We start from the raw sequence: 15,997 nt of genomic DNA on the forward strand, positions 1-15,997 counted from the left end.
ACCTGGCCTGTATTCGTGGCACAGTGGTAGCCGTGACAAGTAGTAACCCGCCCCACGCCGTCGGCGTAAATTCGGGCGCCCCCAACGCAACTAGCCCGGCCATAGCTAACCAGGCCGTAACTAGCCAGGCCTCCCCCAATGGCGGCGGACGCCAACTGGCCGCCCTGGCCCGCGACACCACTGCCGAAAACCCTTGGCCGCTGCGGTTGCTGGCGCAAAAAGTGGAGTCCTACATGTCCAAGATGACGCCGGTGTGGGTCAGCGGCCAGGTGGTGCAGTTCAACCCGCGTCGGGGTGCCTCTATGGCGTTTATGACCTTGCGCGACAGTGAAACTGAGGCCTCCATGACGGTAGCTACCTACGCCAAGGTGCTGGCCGCCATGGATTCGCCGTTGGAGGAAGGCAGCCAGGTGGTGCTGCACGCTAAACCCACCTACTGGCTCAAGCGCGGCTCCTTCCAGCTGGTGGCTGACCAGATCAGGCCGGTTGGTTTAGGTCAGTTACTAGCCCAAATTGAGCGCCTGCGCCGCGCCTTGGCTGCTGAGGGTCTATTTGACCCCTCCCGTAAGCGTCCGCTGCCCTTCTTGCCGCGTGTGGTGGGGCTGGTTTGTGGGCGGCAAGCTAAAGCTAAGGACGACGTCATTAACAACGCCCGCCTGCGTTGGCCCGCCACCCGCTTTGAGATCCGTGAGGTGGCTGTGCAGGGGGCCTACGCCGTCGCAGAAGTGTCCCGAGCCATTGCTGAGCTGGACCAAATCGAGCAAGTAGATGTGATTGTTGTGGCCCGAGGCGGCGGGGCGGTCGAGGACCTGCTGCCTTTTAGCGATGAGGCCCTGGTGCGCGCCGCTGCCGCCTGCCACACCCCGCTAGTCAGCGCTATTGGTCACGAAACCGACTGCCCGCTGCTGGATCTAGTGGCTGATTTTCGCGCTTCCACCCCCACCGACGCCGCCCGGCGGATCGTGCCCGACCTGCTTGAGGAGCTAGCCAGCCTGGAGACCACCGTGGCTGCGGCGCGCACCGCCTGGCAAGCCCGCCTGGAGCGTGAGCAGCAGGGCCTAGAGCAGCTGCGTTCACGCCCGGTGCTGAGCCAGCCCGACGCCGTCATTAATTTGCGTCAAGCAGAAGACCGCGAACTGACCCAGCGTATGCGCCGGGCGGTAGACCACCAACTGGCCCTTAGCCAAGCCCAGCTACACACTGATCTAGCTAAACTGCGCGCGCTTAGCCCCCAGTCAGTGCTTGACCGTGGATACGCGGTTTTACGCCAATCTAATGGCGATGTGGTCACTGAAGTAGACCAGCTCAAACGCGGCACCCTGCTGGAAGCCATCGTGGCTCACGGCTCGCTAATCGCACAGGTGATGGGAACTAACCCCAAGCGGCTCGACTAGCCCAAAATGAGACCAGACCCACCCAAAAGCGCAACTTCATGACACAATCAGACTATGACCACACCCACATCTGCCCAACCGACCGAAGTTGACCAGCTCAGTTATGAGCAAGCCCGCGCTGAGTTAGCTCAGGTAGTACGCCAACTTGAGGCCGGCGACGCCCCTCTGGAGCAATCTTTGGCCATGTGGGAACGTGGTGAGGCTCTGGCCACGCACTGCCAAAACTGGTTAGACCAGGCCCGAGCCCGCCTAGAAGCAGCCACCCAAAGCGATCAGAGCTGATTTCAAGCACTGCAGCCACAAATTGAAGGAACCCTAATGAGCGAACCGCGCGTATTAGTCATTGGTGAGGCCCTTGTCGACGTCGTCGTCGGCTTGGACGCTACCACTAAGGAAATCCCGGGTGGGTCCCCGGCGAACGTGGCCCTAGGGCTAGCACGCCTAGGCCGCCAAGCCGAGCTGGTGTGCTGGATCGGCAAGGACGAACGCGGCGAGCTAGTCCGCAAGCACCTTGAATCTAACGGTGTTGCCCTAGTTGAGGGCTCTGACGGGGCTGAGGCCACCTCCACCGCTGTTGCCGTTATTGGCGAAGACGGCGCCGCCACCTACCGCTTTGACCTGGACTGGAACCCGCCCACGCCGGCGCCTTCTAAGAACATCCCGCTAGCGGTACACACCGGTTCTATCGGCGCCATTATGGAGCCGGGGCGCCTAACCGTGCAGGCCGTTCTGGCAGCTTACCGCCAGACCTCCACCATCACTTACGACCCCAATGTACGCCCCCAGCTGATGGGCACCCCCGGTGACGCCCGCCCGCTGGTAGAGCGTCTAATCGCCGCCTCAGACGTAGTTAAGTGCTCCGACGAAGACCTGGAGTGGCTAACTAGCGGCGCTGACCAGGAAGAAACCCTGCGTTCCTGGCTGGAGCTAGGCCCGGCCATTGCGGTGGTTACCCGTGGCCCCGAGGGCGCCCTAGCAGTAACCTCCTCAGGCCTGCGCCTGGAAGTACCCTCCCAGCCGGCTATAGTAGCAGACACGGTAGGTGCCGGCGACTCCTTCATGGGCGGCATCATCGACGGGCTGTGGACTGAAGGCCTGCTGGGCGCCGAAAACCGCGAGGCGCTACACAACATCAGCGAAGAAGCCCTGCGCCGCGTAATCGCCCACGCCATTGCAATTGCCGCCATCACCGTTTCGCGCCCGGGCGCTAACCCGCCTACCCGCGCTGAGCTAGAGGTCATTGCTAGGGCGTGCGCTTTGATCGAAGCACAACCCGCCTACCGCGCTGAGCTAGAGGCCGCCGCTGCCGCAGTGCAGGAAGAGGAAGTTGTCACTCACGAAGAGGCAGTTACCTCAGACGCGCCTAAGAGCGCAGCTGAAGAAACCGCACCTAAGAACGCAGTCGCCCCCGCCGCGCCCGAAGGCGCAGCTGAAGAGACTAAGCACGAGTGCTGCGGAAACTGCTAAGTTTCAGGCATAAACGCGATTAGGGACGTTTAGGGACCTAATCGGATTGGGGGTGGCCCACCAGCCACCCCCGCCTTATGCCCCTGGCCTGCTAAAGGCCCTGGAACTACCCACAAATTTAAGGCCAAAATTGTTTGCCCAAATCGTAATGACGCTGCTGGCCCTAGTTGACTGCGCGGCAGTGGTCTATGTCTTGTTTGCCGGTAAGCGCAGTTTTTATGACCGCATGATTTACACGCTGATCATCTTTATAGTTCCCTTTGCGGGCGCAGCTTTTGCCGCCTATAAGCACTATTACTGGCTTAAAGAGCACTAAAACTGGCTCCTGCCAGGCCCTCTAGCTACCCGGCCGGGACAGCTTTAAGCGCACCAGCTACCCGGCCATGTAAGGCGAGCTACTTACCCATGCGGCGCTCGCGGTGGGCATAGTCGCGTAGCGCGCGCAGGAAATCGATGTGCCTAAAGGCCGGCCAGTTAACCTCGCAGAAGTAGTATTCCGAGTGTACTGACTGCCACAGCAGGAAGCCCGAAAGGCGCTGCTCACCCGAGGTGCGGATAAGCAGATCCGGGTCGGGCTGGCCCTTGGTGTACAGGTGCTCAGCAATGTCGCGCACAGACAGACTGCGGGCCACTTCTTCTAGGGTGCGCCCCTGGGCGGCAGCCTCAGCTAAAGCGTCACGCACCGCCTGGGCAATTTCTTCACGCCCGCCGTAGCCCACGGCCACATTAACCTCCATGCCTTCAAAGGCACTGGTGGACTCTACTGCCGCCAGTAGCCGCTGGGCCACCGGTTGGGGTAGTAATTCCACGCTGCCCACAATGCGCAGTCGCCAACGCCTGGCACTGGCCAGGTTTTCGACGGCGCTAGCAATAATGTCCAGCAGCGGCGCTAGTTCCTGCGGGTCACGCGAGAGGTTATCGGTACTAAGCAGCCAGAGGGTAACAATTTCAACCCCGGCATTTTCGGCCCAACCTAAAAATTCAGCGATTTTATCTGCCCCGCGCCGGTGTCCGTGGGCGGCGCCTACCCCTAGGGATTTAGCCCAGCGGCGGTTGCCGTCGAGGATCACACCTACGTGTGCGGGAACTTTAGAGCGGTCAAGCTGCGCCAACAACCGGCGTTCGTAAACGTCATAGAGCAGGTTGTCGCCAGCCATTTTCAGCTCCTTGCATACAGGTACAGGCCGATCTGCTTTTACGGCCATGCTATATACGGTAGCGCCTAATCACGCCTTGTGGTGTTCGCTTTATCAAATAGCTACCTACGCGAGCGTAACTTACGGTAGCGTAGCTTTTGTTCCTAACAAGCTACTGGGAGGTTCATATGGCAGTCGCCAAAGCACTCTCGCTTTCTAGTGACTCACTCGCCTCGGCCGGTGAGGCCCTTAAATTAATCAAACCCAAGCTGCGCGGCTGGATTCACGCCATTACTGCGCCGCTGGCTTTGGCTGCCTGCATTGTGCTGACGGTTTTAGCCCCCACGACCACTTTAAAAATCGGCAGCGGAGTGTATTTGGCCTGTTCGCTGCTGCTTTTTGCCAACTCTGGGGTGTACCACATCTCTAACGGGCATTTCCCGGCTAAGGTTTCCCAGCTGCTGCGCCGCATTGACCACGCCAATATTTACCTACTAATTGCCGGCACCTACACTCCCCTGGCTTTGGCGTTAATGACCCCGGATCACCAGCGCCTAGTGCTGGGCATTATCTGGACGGGGGCCGTGATTGGCATGGTGGCTAACGTGTGTTGGATTACCGCGCCGCGTTGGCTGTTCACGATTTTGTATGTGGTGCTGGGCTGGGTGGCTGTGTGGTTCATTCCTGAGCTTTACCGCGCCGGCGGGGCGGCGATTGTCATTTTGATTGCATCTGGCGGCGTAATTTATACGCTTGGCGCAGTGGTTTATGCGCTTAAAAAACCCGATCCTTTGCCGCGCTGGTTTGGGTTTCACGAGATTTTCCACGCCTGCACTGTGGCCGCCTGGGTGTGTCAGTGTATCGCCTGCTATATGGCTGTATTGGGCTAAACTGGGCTTTTAAGGTGGCAAGTTAGGAGAAAACATGAGTGAAGACAACCGTACTTGGCTGACCCAGGAAGCTTTTGACCGTCTAAGTGAGGAGCTTGAGCGCCGTCGTACCACTGAGCGCAAGGAGATCGCTCGCCGCATTGAGCTGGCCCGCCAGGAGGGTGACCTGCGCGAGAATGCTGGCTACCACGCCGCCCGTGAGGAAGCCGCCCTTAACGAGACCCGCATTAAGGTGCTTGAGGGGATGCTGGAAAACGCTGAGGTGGGTCAGGCTAGCTCTGACGGCACTGTCACTAAGGGCGCCCTGATTACCGCCATTATTGCCGGTAAAGAGCAGGTTTTCGTGCTGGGTAACCAGGAGATTGCGGCTGATGTTCCCGACGGCGCCCGCGTCTTCTCCCCCGAGGCTCCGCTAGGTAAGGCGCTGATGGGCCACAAGGCTGGCGAAACTGTCAGCTACAAGGCCCCTAACGGCCGCGTTTTGCAGGCCGAGATCAAGTCTGTACAGCAGCTATGAGCTACGCCGCTGCAACGCGGGCAGCTGGGCCTGAGCAAAATTGGTTGCCGCTCTGCGACGGTACTTATCTCGACGACGCCAGCGCCGGTGCCTTGCCGGCCACTATCGCCGGTCACAGCCAACCATTGCTGGAGCGTCTAGAGCTTCACCCGGTTTTAGCTAGCCGCGCTGACGACCCGCTGCCTGCTGGCGCTGAGGTTATTTACCTGGCTGCCGGCTGTTTTTGGGGTGTGGAGCGTATTTTCTGGAATCAGCCCGGGGTGTTAGCCACCGCCGTGGGCTATATGGGTGGGGGCAACCACAACCCCACTTACCGTGAAGTGTGTACTGGCCAGACTGGCCACGCGGAGACTGTGGCCGTGGTTTACGACCCGGCTGTAGCGGGCGTGGGTGGGCAGAATCTACTGCGGGTTTTCTTTGAAAACCACGACTCCACCCAGGCTAACCGCCATGGTAATGATGTGGGCACCCAGTATCGCAGTGCGGTTTGGGTTACCACCCCCCAGCAGGCGCAGGCCGCAGCCGCGCTACGCGAGGCTTTCCAGGCTGAGCTAGACAAGCTTAGTGACGGGCGCGTTTGCCAAACCACTATTGGCGACGCCGCCGCGCTGGAAGCTGGCCAGGGCGGGCCGTTTTACGTGGCCGAGGAGTACCACCAGGCTTATCTACACAAGAACCCTGGCGGCTACTGCAATCACGGGCCTAATGGCATTGTCTGCCCCGTGGGCATCGCTAACCTGCCGGCCCAAACTGATGTTTTGCCGCCCGAGCTAACCTAAACGCCTGGCCCAAACCAAAAGCCGCCAAAGCCTAAAAGCAACCAAAGCCGCAAAGCAGTAAAGCTGTTGGGTTTAGCAGCCAAAACTGGGCCGAACTGGCCTAAACCAAACTAGAGGGGGGCGCCCGCCGCATGGCGGGCGCCCCCTTTTCTAAGCTGCCAGGCCACCTTGCCCAGAGCAGGCGTCATCATAGCACGAGAGCGCAAAGCAGACTATCAACCGTTAAGACGGTATTAGCCAAAGGCGTATTTGGGGAGAAATCACGATGGCCACAATCTCTAACGCAACACTAGCCTTTTATATAAGCGATGCTTTATTTGGGAGGCAATAGTATGTGGCAAGATATCGCAGTAATAATTATGGGCCCTCTCATCATTTATTCATGGTGGGTGCAGACCTACACTGATTCGTGGGTGGCAGAATTCGGGAGAAGTATTTCACGCGAGCGTCTGACCAAAAACATGGCGGCAGTAACCTATCCCTGCATGGGCATTGCGTCTACCTTAGCTGGAATCAACATGCTCTCCGACAGGTTTGGAGCCCCCGAATTCATTATGGTTTCCATCTCGTTCATTGCACTGTTCTTTCTTTTTATTGGCGTCGTATATATTCTGCCGTTTCCGTTACCTCGTCTCATTGATTCACGTTACCAGTTCATGAAACGTAACGGTCTGCTTGACGACAATGGTGATCCGCTGCCTGATGAAGAGGCGGAACGTATCCTCGCCCAACGTGAAGAAAACGAATAACTTTTGTTGCCAGGCTCCCAGGATTGGAATCTGTTACCTAGTCACAACATTGTGATTTCTTAACCTAAGCCACAGGTCGGGGTAATATCTGCCTTAGTATCTGACCCCGACGACAGCTGTAAGCCAATGATTGACCACCAGCGCCCCAGCTCCCAGCACAACGCCACCCAGGCCACTTCTCTGCGCGAAAGCAAGCTAAACACGCTTGGTAATACCCACGCTAGCTTGTATACGCCCTGGGGCTCAGCCTGGCGCGTGTCGCTGGTGACTTTCGCGGTGCTGGGTATCTTTGCCATGGTTGGGGGCATTCTTTTTTACGCCCACCGAGCCTCTGAGCAAAACCAGACGGGCGCCGTCGTCGTTACCACCACCCAAACCCAGAGCCCTGAAAGCACCCCCAGCCCTACTCCCAGCAGCACGCCACTACCTAGCACTGCGCCGCTACCCACCAGCAAGCCGCTAGGGACCGCCACACCCACACCACTGTCCTCAAGCCCAGAGCCCTCCACGGGCTTGAACCTGCCCAACTTGACCACAATCTCCCCCACTGAGGCACCCCCCACCCCTGCCGCAGACAACTCAAGTGCAAACAACTCCAGTTCAGATGTGGTTTTAACGGCCTGGCAATGCACTAGCTCGCGCAAGCTGGTATTCCGCGCCAGCAATGGCTGGGACCGCAATAGCGCTATCGAAGTTGCCCGCAGTGAAAGCTGCGCCCGCTGGGAGTAGTCCCTGGACCACGAGCGCCGGCCCAAGCGCAGACCGTGAACGCAGGCGCAGGACGCGAACATGAAGGCCCAAGCGCCGCCCGGGGCGCCAAAAAACACGAGTGCCTGGCTGCATAGAATCGCAACCAGGCACTCGCTACGCCGTCGGACTAAACCGCAGGCGGGAAAAAGCTAGCAGAAGCTATCAAGCCACCTCAACCTCAACGCCACTAACGTCAGCGGTAGCCAACTCAACCTTAGGCTCCTTGGTAACCAGCTTGTGGATACCCCAAATCGCCAAGAACACCGGCAAACCAATGTAGCTAGAAGCAATCTGGAACAGCTGGCCCCTAAACAGAGCCTCATAGTTTTGACCCACCAGCACAATCAGGCACATAGCAAAAGCCAGCATCGGGCCAAACGGGAACAGCGGAGCCTTATAAGGCAGTTTCGCCAAGTCATTGCCCTGCAGCACATAGGCCCTGCGGAAACGCAGGTGGCACCAGGAAATACCCAGCCACACAATGAAGCCTGAAAGACCAGATACGTTAAGCAGCCAAGTGTAGGCAGCGCCCTCACCCACAATAGCGGTCACGAAACCAACCGCGCCCACAGCAGCCGTAACCGCCATAGCGTAGATCGGCACGCCGCGCCGGTTAACCCGGGAGAACAGCTTGGGGGCGTGACCATCAAGGGCCATCGAGTGCAGCATACGGGTAGAGGCATACAGGCCAGAGTTACCGGCAGACAAAATCGCAGTCAAAATAACCGCATTCATCACCGCAGCCGCGCCGGCCACACCAGCCCGCTCAAACACCAAGGTGAAAGGCGAGTAAGCCACATCAGTCTCACCGTTACGCAGCAAGTTGGGGTCGGTGTAAGGAATCAGGAAACCAATCACCGCAATAGCGCCCACATAGAACAGCATGATCCGCCAGAACACGCTCTTGATAGCCCGGGGCACATCCCTGCGAGGGTTACGCGACTCGCCCGCAGCCACACCAACCAGCTCAGTACCCTGGAAAGAGAAACCAGCGATCATAAACACTGACACAATCGAGAGCCAGCCGCCGTGGAAGGGGGCCTCACCCTTAGTCCAGTTACTAAAACCAGGCGAGTTACCGCCCATAATCCCCAGGATCATGGCCACGCCGGCCACCAAAAACACCAGCACGGTAATCACCTTGATGGTGGCAAACCAGAATTCACCCTCACCATAGGCGCGTGCAGAGAGTGCATTAAGACCAGTTAGCAGCGCCAAGAACACTGCCGCCCACACCCAGTGGGGCACATCGGGCAGCCAGTAGCTCATCACAATACCGGCTGCTACCAGCTCAGCGGCCACCGTAATGGCCCAGTTAAACCAGTAGTTCCAGCCCATGGCAAAACCAAAGGAAGGGCTAACAAAACGCGTGGCGTAAGTCTGGAAAGAACCAGAAACGGGCATGTGCGCAGTCATTTCGCCCAGTGACTGCATCAGCAACAGCACCATTAAACCAATTACCGAATAGGCCACCAGGGCGCCGCCCGGGCCTGCGGTAGAAACGGTTGCACCGGAGGCCACAAACAGGCCGGTTCCAATTGCGCCACCGATAGCAATCATCTGCATGTGGCGGGCGGACAGGCCACGCTTAAGGTCAGTTCCTGGATTGTCGTGTTCAGACACCTTAGCGTCACCACCTAGTGATGCGCTCGCGGCAGTTTCAGGCTCCTCCCCTGCTGCAGATAGCTCGGGAGTAGTTAAAGCGGACATGTTCACCTCCGTTAAAGTTACTTAAATTGCCAAAGCGGCAATGGAGGTAAACATAGCAGAGTGACTGCAACTTTATAAACGCTGTCTCATATTTTAATGGTGTGATTACGACGACGGGACGCCTCCATTTATCTGGAAGCGCCCCGCTTTGGCTTTATTGCTGGGACTTAATAAGACTTAAGCCCCAACCCACTTAGCCGATGTGGAAATAAGTTTCCACCAAATCTTCAACTAGCACCCGCGCTGTGGCGATATCTTCACGCAAGTTCTCGTCTCCTAGACCTTCGAGGTAAGCCACCCAGGCGTCGATGAGCTTAGGCGGAAAGACCCCTTCAGCCTCGTAAAGGGCGCGCTGAGCCTGTAGACGCTGGGCGGATTCGTAGCAGGAGGCGGGCAGTTGCTCTAGGTTTTCGAGCTTAGAAGCGTCCCCTGAGACATATCGCTCATTGGCATATTCAAGCATTCCCGGCTCAGTCAGACCCACTCGCGCAGCCACAACAATTGCCGCTAGCAGCAGGTGGATGGCGGCTGAGCCGTCAGGTGAGCGCATTTCCACGGTTTGCAGGTCATTGGGAACCTGGCCAACTGCGGGCTCATTGGGGTTGGCGTCGCGGAACATACGGTCATCAAGGTTGTTCCAGCCCAGCGGCACACGCACCAGCACTGAACGGTTGCGGTCACCCCAGCAGATGGCGGTGGGGGCTTCCTGGTGGGGCACTAGGCGCAGGAAGGAGGTGGGCACGGTATTCCCAAAGGCGGTGATGGAGGCGGCCAGGGTGAGGTAGCCACCGATCACCTTGCGGGCTAGCTCAGTTAGGCCGGCGCCCTGGCTAAATAGGTTGTTGCCTTGCGGGTCTACCAGGCGGGTGTGGAAGTGCATGCCTGAGCCGGCTTGGCCGACGGCGATCTTGGGCGAGTATGACACCTCAATGCCGTGGCGGTGGGCTACTTCACGCACTACCCACTTGGCTAGGGTCATTTGGTCGGCGGCGTCGCAGGCATCTACCGGCAGGAATTCGATTTCCTGCTGGATCATTTGGCGTCCGTCGGCAACAAAGTTACCCACCTCGGCGTGGGCGTATTTAACTGCGCAACCCATTTGGGTCAGGTATTTGAGGGCTTCGGTGCGCACGTCGGCGAACTTAGAGAAGGGGGCAGCTTCGTGGTAACCGCGCTGCTCTTCTACCGGGAATAGGGTCTCGACGTCGGAGAACAGGTAGTACTCCAGCTCACCTAGGGCCTGCAGGCGGTTGCCGGTGGCTGCTTCGAGGGCGGTTTGGGCGCGGCGCAGCACATGCTGAGGTGAGCTGACCAGGGGGTTACCGGCGACGTCGTAGAAGTAGCACAAAAAGTCGATGGTGGGCTCAGCGGCGAAGGGGTTCATGAAGGCACTACGTAGCTGGGGCACCACATATAGGTCTGATGAGGTGGCGTCAACAAAGTTAAACAGGGAGGAGCCGTCCACGCGCTCCCCCATGGTTAGGATCCTGTCTAGGTGGGCCACGGACTGGATGGCGAAGTTTAGGACCTTTAGGCGCCCGTCGCCGCCAATGTAGCGCAGTTCTAGGGCGTGAATATCGTTGTCGACGATGTAGCTGATGATGTCCGCTTTGGTGAACTCGACGGGTAGCTTCCCCAAGGCGCGTACCAGCGGGTTGGGGCTCAGGGTGATTTGGTCGTTTGAAAGCATTACAACTCCTCTTCGAGCGCTTAGGCGTTTAGTCCTATTTTTGCAGAAAGTTGGCTACACCGGTAGTCGTTTTTTTCAGGGAGACTTATCCCCATAGCTACCGTTAAGTCACAGGTCATAGCCTAGTCCAAAGGCTTAGTTTTCAGACATCTCTAACGATTAGCGTTTAGACTGGTTGAAAACTCATACCTGGAGGCGATTATGTGGCGCAAGGCTATACACATTCTGGCGGTAACAGCTTTAGTGGTTACCGGCCTAGGTCTGCCCACAGCCGCTTGGCCCACCGCAAGCGCAGCAGACGAACCGTATATAGCTGAAGTGTTTGTGGTCCTAAACAACAACAAGATGCAGGACTACATCATGGTGGTTGACCCCAGCAATAACATGACTAAAGCTCAGTGTGAGAGCTTCAAGGGCACCACCAAGGACAAGACGCTTATCACCCAGTTTGAACAAAAAGATAAGGGTGCCACCTGCTCTATTTTGCAGACTTTCACCAGCTATAAGGCATCTTCGCAGTTCTCACGGCAAAACGGTAAAACCACTGTCACCGTTGACCCGCAGGCCACCATCAACGTTTCCGCTAAGCCGCTGGGGATCTCCTCAGCTACTTTCAGGGCTCTGATTGTGGGCGTTGAAGGCAAGGTGATTAGCGCCCCGGGCAACGTCAAGCTTCAGTACGAGGTTTTTAACAAGCGTAATTTGCACATGGCTTACTGGCGTAACCCCTCTGCTGCAGTGACCATGGAATTCACTTTGACCTCGGATGATGGCACCCAAAAGCAAGATCCTTTCTCGCTGCTGCCTGACAATAAAACTGCTAACCCCTCAGACAGTCCATCAGATAGCCCTTCTGCTAGCGCCTCGCCCACTTCTAATGCGAATCCTTTAGATACTGCTGCCCCTACACAAAGCGCGGCGGCGGCCAGCTCTGAGGACGAGGACGGCTCTAACACCACTGCCCTGTATGCCGCTTTAGGGGTAGGCATTGTGGTGCTGTTGGCGCTGCTGGCGCTGATCGTGATGGTTTTGCGTAAGCCCCGTAAGGGCGCTAAGTCTTCGGGGTCTTATCCCAATAACACCAGTGGGTATGTGCCCACGATGGCTAGCGGGCAGATTAATACTTCCGGCCCGCTTCAGGGCACTCAGGGGATCCAGGGCACTCAGGGCACTAGTGCCGCTTCGGCTGCTTATGCCAGCTCGACGGCGTCGGCGGCTTATCCGCAGTCTGCGGCTTCTGCAGCCCCGGCCCCCACGCAGTCTGCGCCCAGCTCCGGTTATCCCCAAAGCGCGGCCTCTTCTAACTATCCGCAGTCTGCAGCCTCAGGGTATGCACAGTCAGCGGCGTCGGGCTATGCCCCCTCGGCGGCGTCGGCCCCTTACGCCCCCAGCGCACCCCAAGGCTACGGACAGAGCACCGCTCCCCAAGGCTACGGCCAGCAGCCCCCGCAAGGCTATGGCCAGCCTCAGGGCTACGGCCAGGCACCTCAAAACTATGGCCAGCAGGCCGGGCAGGGCTACAGCCAGAGCGCCCCTCAATACTCGGCCCCAAGTGCCGCTCAGGCCCCAAAGGGCTATGCCCAGTCGGCAGCCTCTGGCTACGCGCAGTCTGCGGCGTCGGGCTATGCCCCTTCGGCGGCGTCGGCCCCTTACGCCCCCAGCACCACGCAAGGCTACGGCCAGGGCGCTGCCCAAACCTATGGGCAAAGCGCTGAGCAGTCGGTGTTCCCGGGCTATGCGCAGGAAACCACCATGGCGCCCACCTCGCGCTACGCACAAGACACCGCTGCGGCCTCAACCCAGGCCCTCTCGCAGGAAACGGTGCAAGCCCCCACATCGCAGGCTTCACAAGAAACCGTGCAGGCACCCACCTCGCCAGCCTCACAGGAGACGGTGCAGGCACCCACCCAAGACTATGACCCTGCCGCTACCCAAATTTATGACGCGGATAGCGAGCCCAACCAACAGCCTTCCACCGGCTGGAATAACCAGCCTTATGGCGGCTAATTAGGAGATAAGTTATGAATACTGCCGTATGTAAACGCTTTTTCACTCGTTTTGTAGCTGCTGCGCTACTGGTCACGGGGGCCACAGGGGCCGGCACTCTGGCGCCGTCGGCACTAGCTGCACCTAGCGAGGCGAAAGTGCAAGAGTCGGTAGTATTTACCAAAGCTGGGCAGATTATGTACACGGTTAGCATCGCCGATTACACCCAGACGCTAACCAGCCAAATCTGCACTGACACGCTAGAAAGCGCCATGCCGAAAACTGAGGCAGAAATTAACCCAGTTTTTAAAGAAAACGAGGGCTATAACTACTGCTCAGGCACAGCCACCTACGGCGCGCAGGCGGGGCACGAGTTTTATTCACTCAACGGCGATAAGTTAACCGGTCACAACCGTGTTGACGCGCTACTAACTGCTCTGAAACCACTTAAGGTCAGCTCCATTAACAGCAATGTCAGCGTGCATGATGCCACAGTTACTTCCGCTAGTGACGGCGTCAAAGTGAACCAGTCCGGTGGCGATGGCAAGGGCTACTTCATGCAGTGGCGCAATTCCACCCACCAAAACACCTTTACCGCGACCGTAAGCAGCCCAAGCTCTACTAGCACTTCAGGTGGTTCAAGCTGGCTCGCTGGCGGTTCGCAGGGAGGTTCTGGTAGCGCTGACGGTTCTGGCTCACAAAGTAAAGCTCCCGACGGCGCCCAGCCCACTGCCGGCGCCACTAGCGCAGCACCTACGCCGGGGGCCAGTGGCTCAGCCACCGGTTCTGCTAGTGCTAGCAGCTCTGCCAAGGCTACTGACTACCGCGCGACTATAGCTGGCGCTGAAAAATCGCAGGTGGCCGCTGCCAAGCAGGGTGACAGTGGGATAGTTACTGCCCTGTGGGTGGTTGGCGCCCTGGTGGTGGCCAGCGCCGCAGGCTTGGGCTTTTTGCTGCTAAAGCGCCGTAAGCAGGAAGCTGCGGGCACTGAGGCCAGCGAGGCCTAAAACACCGACGCCGCCCACTAAGTTGACCGGCACTGCCCGCTAAGTTTCAAGGAGGAAAAATGCACAGCATCGCTGCACGCTTTAAGCATGCTGGCGTGTTTATGGCATTAACCGTGCCATTTTTGACTCTTAGCGTGGCCTCGCCGGCTATGGCGGCTACTCCTTTAGCTACCAGTCCTCTGACGGCTACCTCTGGGACTGCTCCCCTGAGCGCTGTCCCTTTAGCCGCCGATTCCGCCAGCGACGACAATATTTGGCTCACCATCGCTATTGTCGCGGTTGGTATAGCCCTGATGTCTTGCATCGCATTAGCGCTGACAGTTGCCAAAACGCGCCGTAATCGCACTAAGTTAGCCCAGCCTTTGGGGGCGCCAGGTTTCCCGCAGATGCCCTCAGCGCCGTCGGCCCCTGTGCTCGGCGCGCCAGGTTTCCCGCAGCCAATACCCTCTGCACAGTCGGCTCCTGTGCTTGGAGCACCAGGCTTTCCGCAAGCAATGGCTTCAGCGTCGTCGGCCCCCGCACTTAGTTACCGCCCCTACATTGCCCCGACGCCGTCGCTGGCACCCACAGCCCCAGCTGGCCTGCCGCTCACTGCTCAGCCGGTTAACGAGGTTTATCCGCAGCGTTATGGGGTGCCCAGCCAGCCAGATTCGGGAGATTTAGCCACGCTTTCGCACCCGAATCAGAATGTCCAGCTAGCCCATGAACTAGCCACCCCGGAAGGTAACCAGACTCGCCTAGTTTCTACCGACGGCGTCGCCCACGCTTACCCCGCAGAAGAGCCAGCCTGGCAAATGCCGCCTGCGGGCTCTAGCGATTAAAGGAGCAAGCATTGAAACGCGCACTGACAATCTTATTGACCTTTATTACCTTGGCGGCTGGAGCCCTCTTTGCTCCTGCCGCTACGGCTGACGAAGGTTTTAAAACTGAACTCTGGTTCACACTTAACTCTGACGGTAGCATTAAAGAATTAATTAATGTCTCCAGCAACGATAACACCATTAACGCCGATAACTGCAAAGGCACTGAAACAGATATCGTAAGGTTTGCTCGCATAGGCAAAGAAAATAGATGCATCTTCATTAAATATTACAAAAAAGGTGAATCTGCCCCTAACTGGTCAGTATCCCGAGAAGGCAACAGTATCAACTTTAGGTTTTTCAACGAGTTCTATTATTCACTAGACAGAATTGTAAATACGTTAAATATTAATCAATCTGATTTAAACGTCAGGTTTACCATAGTGCAGCTTCCTACAGATGCAACCATTACCTCTCAAAGCTTGTCGCCATCTAAGGAAGTTGGTAAGTATAGCTACTACATCTGGTATGACACTACAGCTACTAGCGCGGATATAGAACTGACAGGCAGCTTTTCATACTCACCTTACGACCCTACTGGCAGGCCCACTACCTCCACTCCCAGCCAGACCAACAAACCCAGCCACACGCCTACACCTTTCAGCACAGCTAGTTCTCAAACCAGCCGTGGCACTACCAGTAGCGCAGCCACTACCAGCCCCACTGCGGACAGGCCTACCACTGGCAGACCCACCATTAAATCTGCACCAGGCACCAATAAGTCTGCAGCTACATCAATATCCAACTCTGGCGATTTTAATGGCGTACTTAATGAATTTTTAATAGTCGCCGCTATAGTCTCTATTGTTATAATCGTAGGAACCTTCTTATTGGCTCGGATAAGCAAAAACTCTACTTCTGCATATACGCCACTTTCTGCTGCTACACTCTATGATGATCGAAGTAGCTCTAGCACGCAGCCACAGACCTACCAGACCAATTCAAACCAACCACGAAGCTTTACAGACAATCAGACTTCTACACAGCCGAACCCTTCAAAGGCGCAAGCCCGAGCCAATCAGCCACCCTGGCAAGGACAGCCAGACTGACTTGAATTCCACC

At 57.5% G+C, this 15,997-nt stretch carries 15 protein-coding genes and 1 pseudogene; 13 read left to right on the forward strand and 3 right to left on the reverse strand.

The window, feature by feature from the left end:
* The first annotated feature begins 23 nt into the window (after nucleotides 1-23).
* The 4 genes and pseudogenes from xseA to HMPREF0045_RS04615 all read left to right on the forward strand — a co-directional run bounded on the left by xseA (nucleotide 24) and on the right by HMPREF0045_RS04615 (nucleotide 3,177).
* The gene (xseA, locus tag HMPREF0045_RS04600) at nucleotides 24-1,394 is read left to right on the forward strand and encodes an exodeoxyribonuclease VII large subunit (protein ID WP_005985977.1); all 1,371 of its coding nucleotides are present in this window, start codon (nucleotides 24-26) and stop codon (nucleotides 1,392-1,394) included.
* Nucleotides 1,395-1,448: 54 nt separating this feature from the next.
* Nucleotides 1,449-1,676: an exodeoxyribonuclease VII small subunit gene (locus tag HMPREF0045_RS04605; protein ID WP_005985978.1), complete on the forward strand. Its 228-nt coding sequence runs from the start codon at nucleotides 1,449-1,451 to the stop codon at nucleotides 1,674-1,676.
* 36 nt (nucleotides 1,677-1,712) lie between these two features.
* Nucleotides 1,713-2,627 (forward strand): annotated as a pseudogene (locus HMPREF0045_RS04610) (carbohydrate kinase family protein); the annotation flags it as partial.
* 364 nt (nucleotides 2,628-2,991) lie between these two features.
* A complete protein-coding gene (locus HMPREF0045_RS04615; protein WP_146002411.1) occupies nucleotides 2,992-3,177 on the forward strand; it encodes a hypothetical protein in 186 nt (61 codons plus the stop codon).
* Nucleotides 3,178-3,256: 79 nt separating this feature from the next.
* On the opposite strand, the gene HMPREF0045_RS04620 is transcribed toward HMPREF0045_RS04615, so the two are convergent.
* Nucleotides 3,257-4,018 (reverse strand): isoprenyl transferase, encoded by a 762-nt coding sequence (locus HMPREF0045_RS04620; protein WP_005985981.1) that lies wholly within the window; start codon nucleotides 4,016-4,018, stop codon nucleotides 3,257-3,259.
* 167 nt (nucleotides 4,019-4,185) lie between these two features.
* Between HMPREF0045_RS04620 and trhA the strand changes: the two genes are divergently transcribed.
* From trhA to HMPREF0045_RS04645, 5 genes are all read left to right on the forward strand, one after another.
* Nucleotides 4,186-4,887 (forward strand): PAQR family membrane homeostasis protein TrhA, encoded by a 702-nt coding sequence (trhA, locus tag HMPREF0045_RS04625; protein WP_005985982.1) that lies wholly within the window; start codon nucleotides 4,186-4,188, stop codon nucleotides 4,885-4,887.
* Nucleotides 4,888-4,921: 34 nt separating this feature from the next.
* Complete coding sequence (locus HMPREF0045_RS04630) at nucleotides 4,922-5,404, forward strand: GreA/GreB family elongation factor (RefSeq protein ID WP_005985983.1); 483 nt, start codon at nucleotides 4,922-4,924, stop codon at nucleotides 5,402-5,404.
* Nucleotides 5,401-6,183, forward strand: coding sequence for a peptide-methionine (S)-S-oxide reductase MsrA (msrA, locus tag HMPREF0045_RS04635; protein WP_005985984.1), 783 nt, complete (start codon nucleotides 5,401-5,403; stop codon nucleotides 6,181-6,183). The genes HMPREF0045_RS04630 and msrA overlap by 4 nt, the downstream gene beginning before the upstream one ends.
* A gap of 332 nt (nucleotides 6,184-6,515) precedes the next feature.
* Nucleotides 6,516-6,932 carry a hypothetical protein gene (locus HMPREF0045_RS04640; protein ID WP_005985985.1) on the forward strand — a complete coding sequence of 139 codons (417 nt, stop codon included), beginning with the start codon at nucleotides 6,516-6,518 and terminating at the stop codon, nucleotides 6,930-6,932.
* 126 nt (nucleotides 6,933-7,058) lie between these two features.
* Complete coding sequence (locus HMPREF0045_RS04645) at nucleotides 7,059-7,661, forward strand: hypothetical protein (RefSeq protein ID WP_005985986.1); 603 nt, start codon at nucleotides 7,059-7,061, stop codon at nucleotides 7,659-7,661.
* 183 nt (nucleotides 7,662-7,844) lie between these two features.
* Here HMPREF0045_RS04645 and HMPREF0045_RS04650 read toward each other — a convergent pair whose 3' ends face one another.
* Together HMPREF0045_RS04650 and HMPREF0045_RS04655 are read right to left on the reverse strand one after the other, a co-directional pair.
* Entirely contained in the window at nucleotides 7,845-9,392 is a 1,548-nt protein-coding gene (locus tag HMPREF0045_RS04650) for an amino acid permease (protein ID WP_005985987.1), read from the reverse strand.
* 193 nt (nucleotides 9,393-9,585) lie between these two features.
* Complete coding sequence (locus HMPREF0045_RS04655; RefSeq protein WP_005985988.1) at nucleotides 9,586-11,082, reverse strand: glutamine synthetase family protein; 1,497 nt, start codon at nucleotides 11,080-11,082, stop codon at nucleotides 9,586-9,588.
* A gap of 201 nt (nucleotides 11,083-11,283) precedes the next feature.
* Here HMPREF0045_RS04655 and HMPREF0045_RS09575 point away from each other — a divergent pair, with 201 nt between their 5' ends.
* The 4 genes from HMPREF0045_RS09575 to HMPREF0045_RS10430 all read left to right on the forward strand — a co-directional run bounded on the left by HMPREF0045_RS09575 (nucleotide 11,284) and on the right by HMPREF0045_RS10430 (nucleotide 15,984).
* The gene (locus tag HMPREF0045_RS09575) at nucleotides 11,284-13,089 is read left to right on the forward strand and encodes a hypothetical protein (RefSeq protein WP_005985989.1); all 1,806 of its coding nucleotides are present in this window, start codon (nucleotides 11,284-11,286) and stop codon (nucleotides 13,087-13,089) included.
* Nucleotides 13,090-13,103: 14 nt separating this feature from the next.
* Complete coding sequence (locus tag HMPREF0045_RS09580; protein WP_005985991.1) at nucleotides 13,104-14,075, forward strand: hypothetical protein; 972 nt, start codon at nucleotides 13,104-13,106, stop codon at nucleotides 14,073-14,075.
* 494 nt (nucleotides 14,076-14,569) lie between these two features.
* Nucleotides 14,570-14,896 (forward strand): hypothetical protein, encoded by a 327-nt coding sequence (locus HMPREF0045_RS10685; RefSeq protein ID WP_196793392.1) that lies wholly within the window; start codon nucleotides 14,570-14,572, stop codon nucleotides 14,894-14,896.
* An 11-nt stretch (nucleotides 14,897-14,907) separates the two neighbouring features.
* The gene (locus tag HMPREF0045_RS10430; protein WP_005985994.1) at nucleotides 14,908-15,984 is read left to right on the forward strand and encodes a hypothetical protein; all 1,077 of its coding nucleotides are present in this window, start codon (nucleotides 14,908-14,910) and stop codon (nucleotides 15,982-15,984) included.
* The last annotated feature ends 13 nt before the right edge of the window (nucleotides 15,985-15,997 follow it).

Source organism: Actinomyces graevenitzii C83 (assembly GCF_000239695.1).
Classification (GTDB): Bacteria; Actinomycetota; Actinomycetes; order Actinomycetales; family Actinomycetaceae; genus Actinomyces; species Actinomyces graevenitzii.

What these genes read in the sequence shown, in the direction of transcription:
- HMPREF0045_RS04605 (WP_005985978.1), top strand. Translation starts at nt 1,449, where the DNA reads ATGACCACACCCACATCTGCCCAACCGACCGAAGTTGACCAGCTCAGT.
- HMPREF0045_RS04620 (WP_005985981.1), bottom strand. Translation starts at nt 4,018, where the DNA reads ATGGCTGGCGACAACCTGCTCTATGACGTTTACGAACGCCGGTTGTTG.
- trhA (WP_005985982.1), top strand. Translation starts at nt 4,186, where the DNA reads ATGGCAGTCGCCAAAGCACTCTCGCTTTCTAGTGACTCACTCGCCTCG.
- HMPREF0045_RS04630 (WP_005985983.1), top strand. Translation starts at nt 4,922, where the DNA reads ATGAGTGAAGACAACCGTACTTGGCTGACCCAGGAAGCTTTTGACCGT.
- msrA (WP_005985984.1), top strand. Translation starts at nt 5,401, where the DNA reads ATGAGCTACGCCGCTGCAACGCGGGCAGCTGGGCCTGAGCAAAATTGG.
- HMPREF0045_RS04640 (WP_005985985.1), top strand. Translation starts at nt 6,516, where the DNA reads ATGTGGCAAGATATCGCAGTAATAATTATGGGCCCTCTCATCATTTAT.
- HMPREF0045_RS04645 (WP_005985986.1), top strand. Translation starts at nt 7,059, where the DNA reads ATGATTGACCACCAGCGCCCCAGCTCCCAGCACAACGCCACCCAGGCC.
- HMPREF0045_RS04650 (WP_005985987.1), bottom strand. Translation starts at nt 9,392, where the DNA reads ATGTCCGCTTTAACTACTCCCGAGCTATCTGCAGCAGGGGAGGAGCCT.
- HMPREF0045_RS04655 (WP_005985988.1), bottom strand. Translation starts at nt 11,082, where the DNA reads ATGCTTTCAAACGACCAAATCACCCTGAGCCCCAACCCGCTGGTACGC.
- HMPREF0045_RS09575 (WP_005985989.1), top strand. Translation starts at nt 11,284, where the DNA reads ATGTGGCGCAAGGCTATACACATTCTGGCGGTAACAGCTTTAGTGGTT.
- HMPREF0045_RS09580 (WP_005985991.1), top strand. Translation starts at nt 13,104, where the DNA reads ATGAATACTGCCGTATGTAAACGCTTTTTCACTCGTTTTGTAGCTGCT.
- HMPREF0045_RS10685 (WP_196793392.1), top strand. Translation starts at nt 14,570, where the DNA reads ATGGCTTCAGCGTCGTCGGCCCCCGCACTTAGTTACCGCCCCTACATT.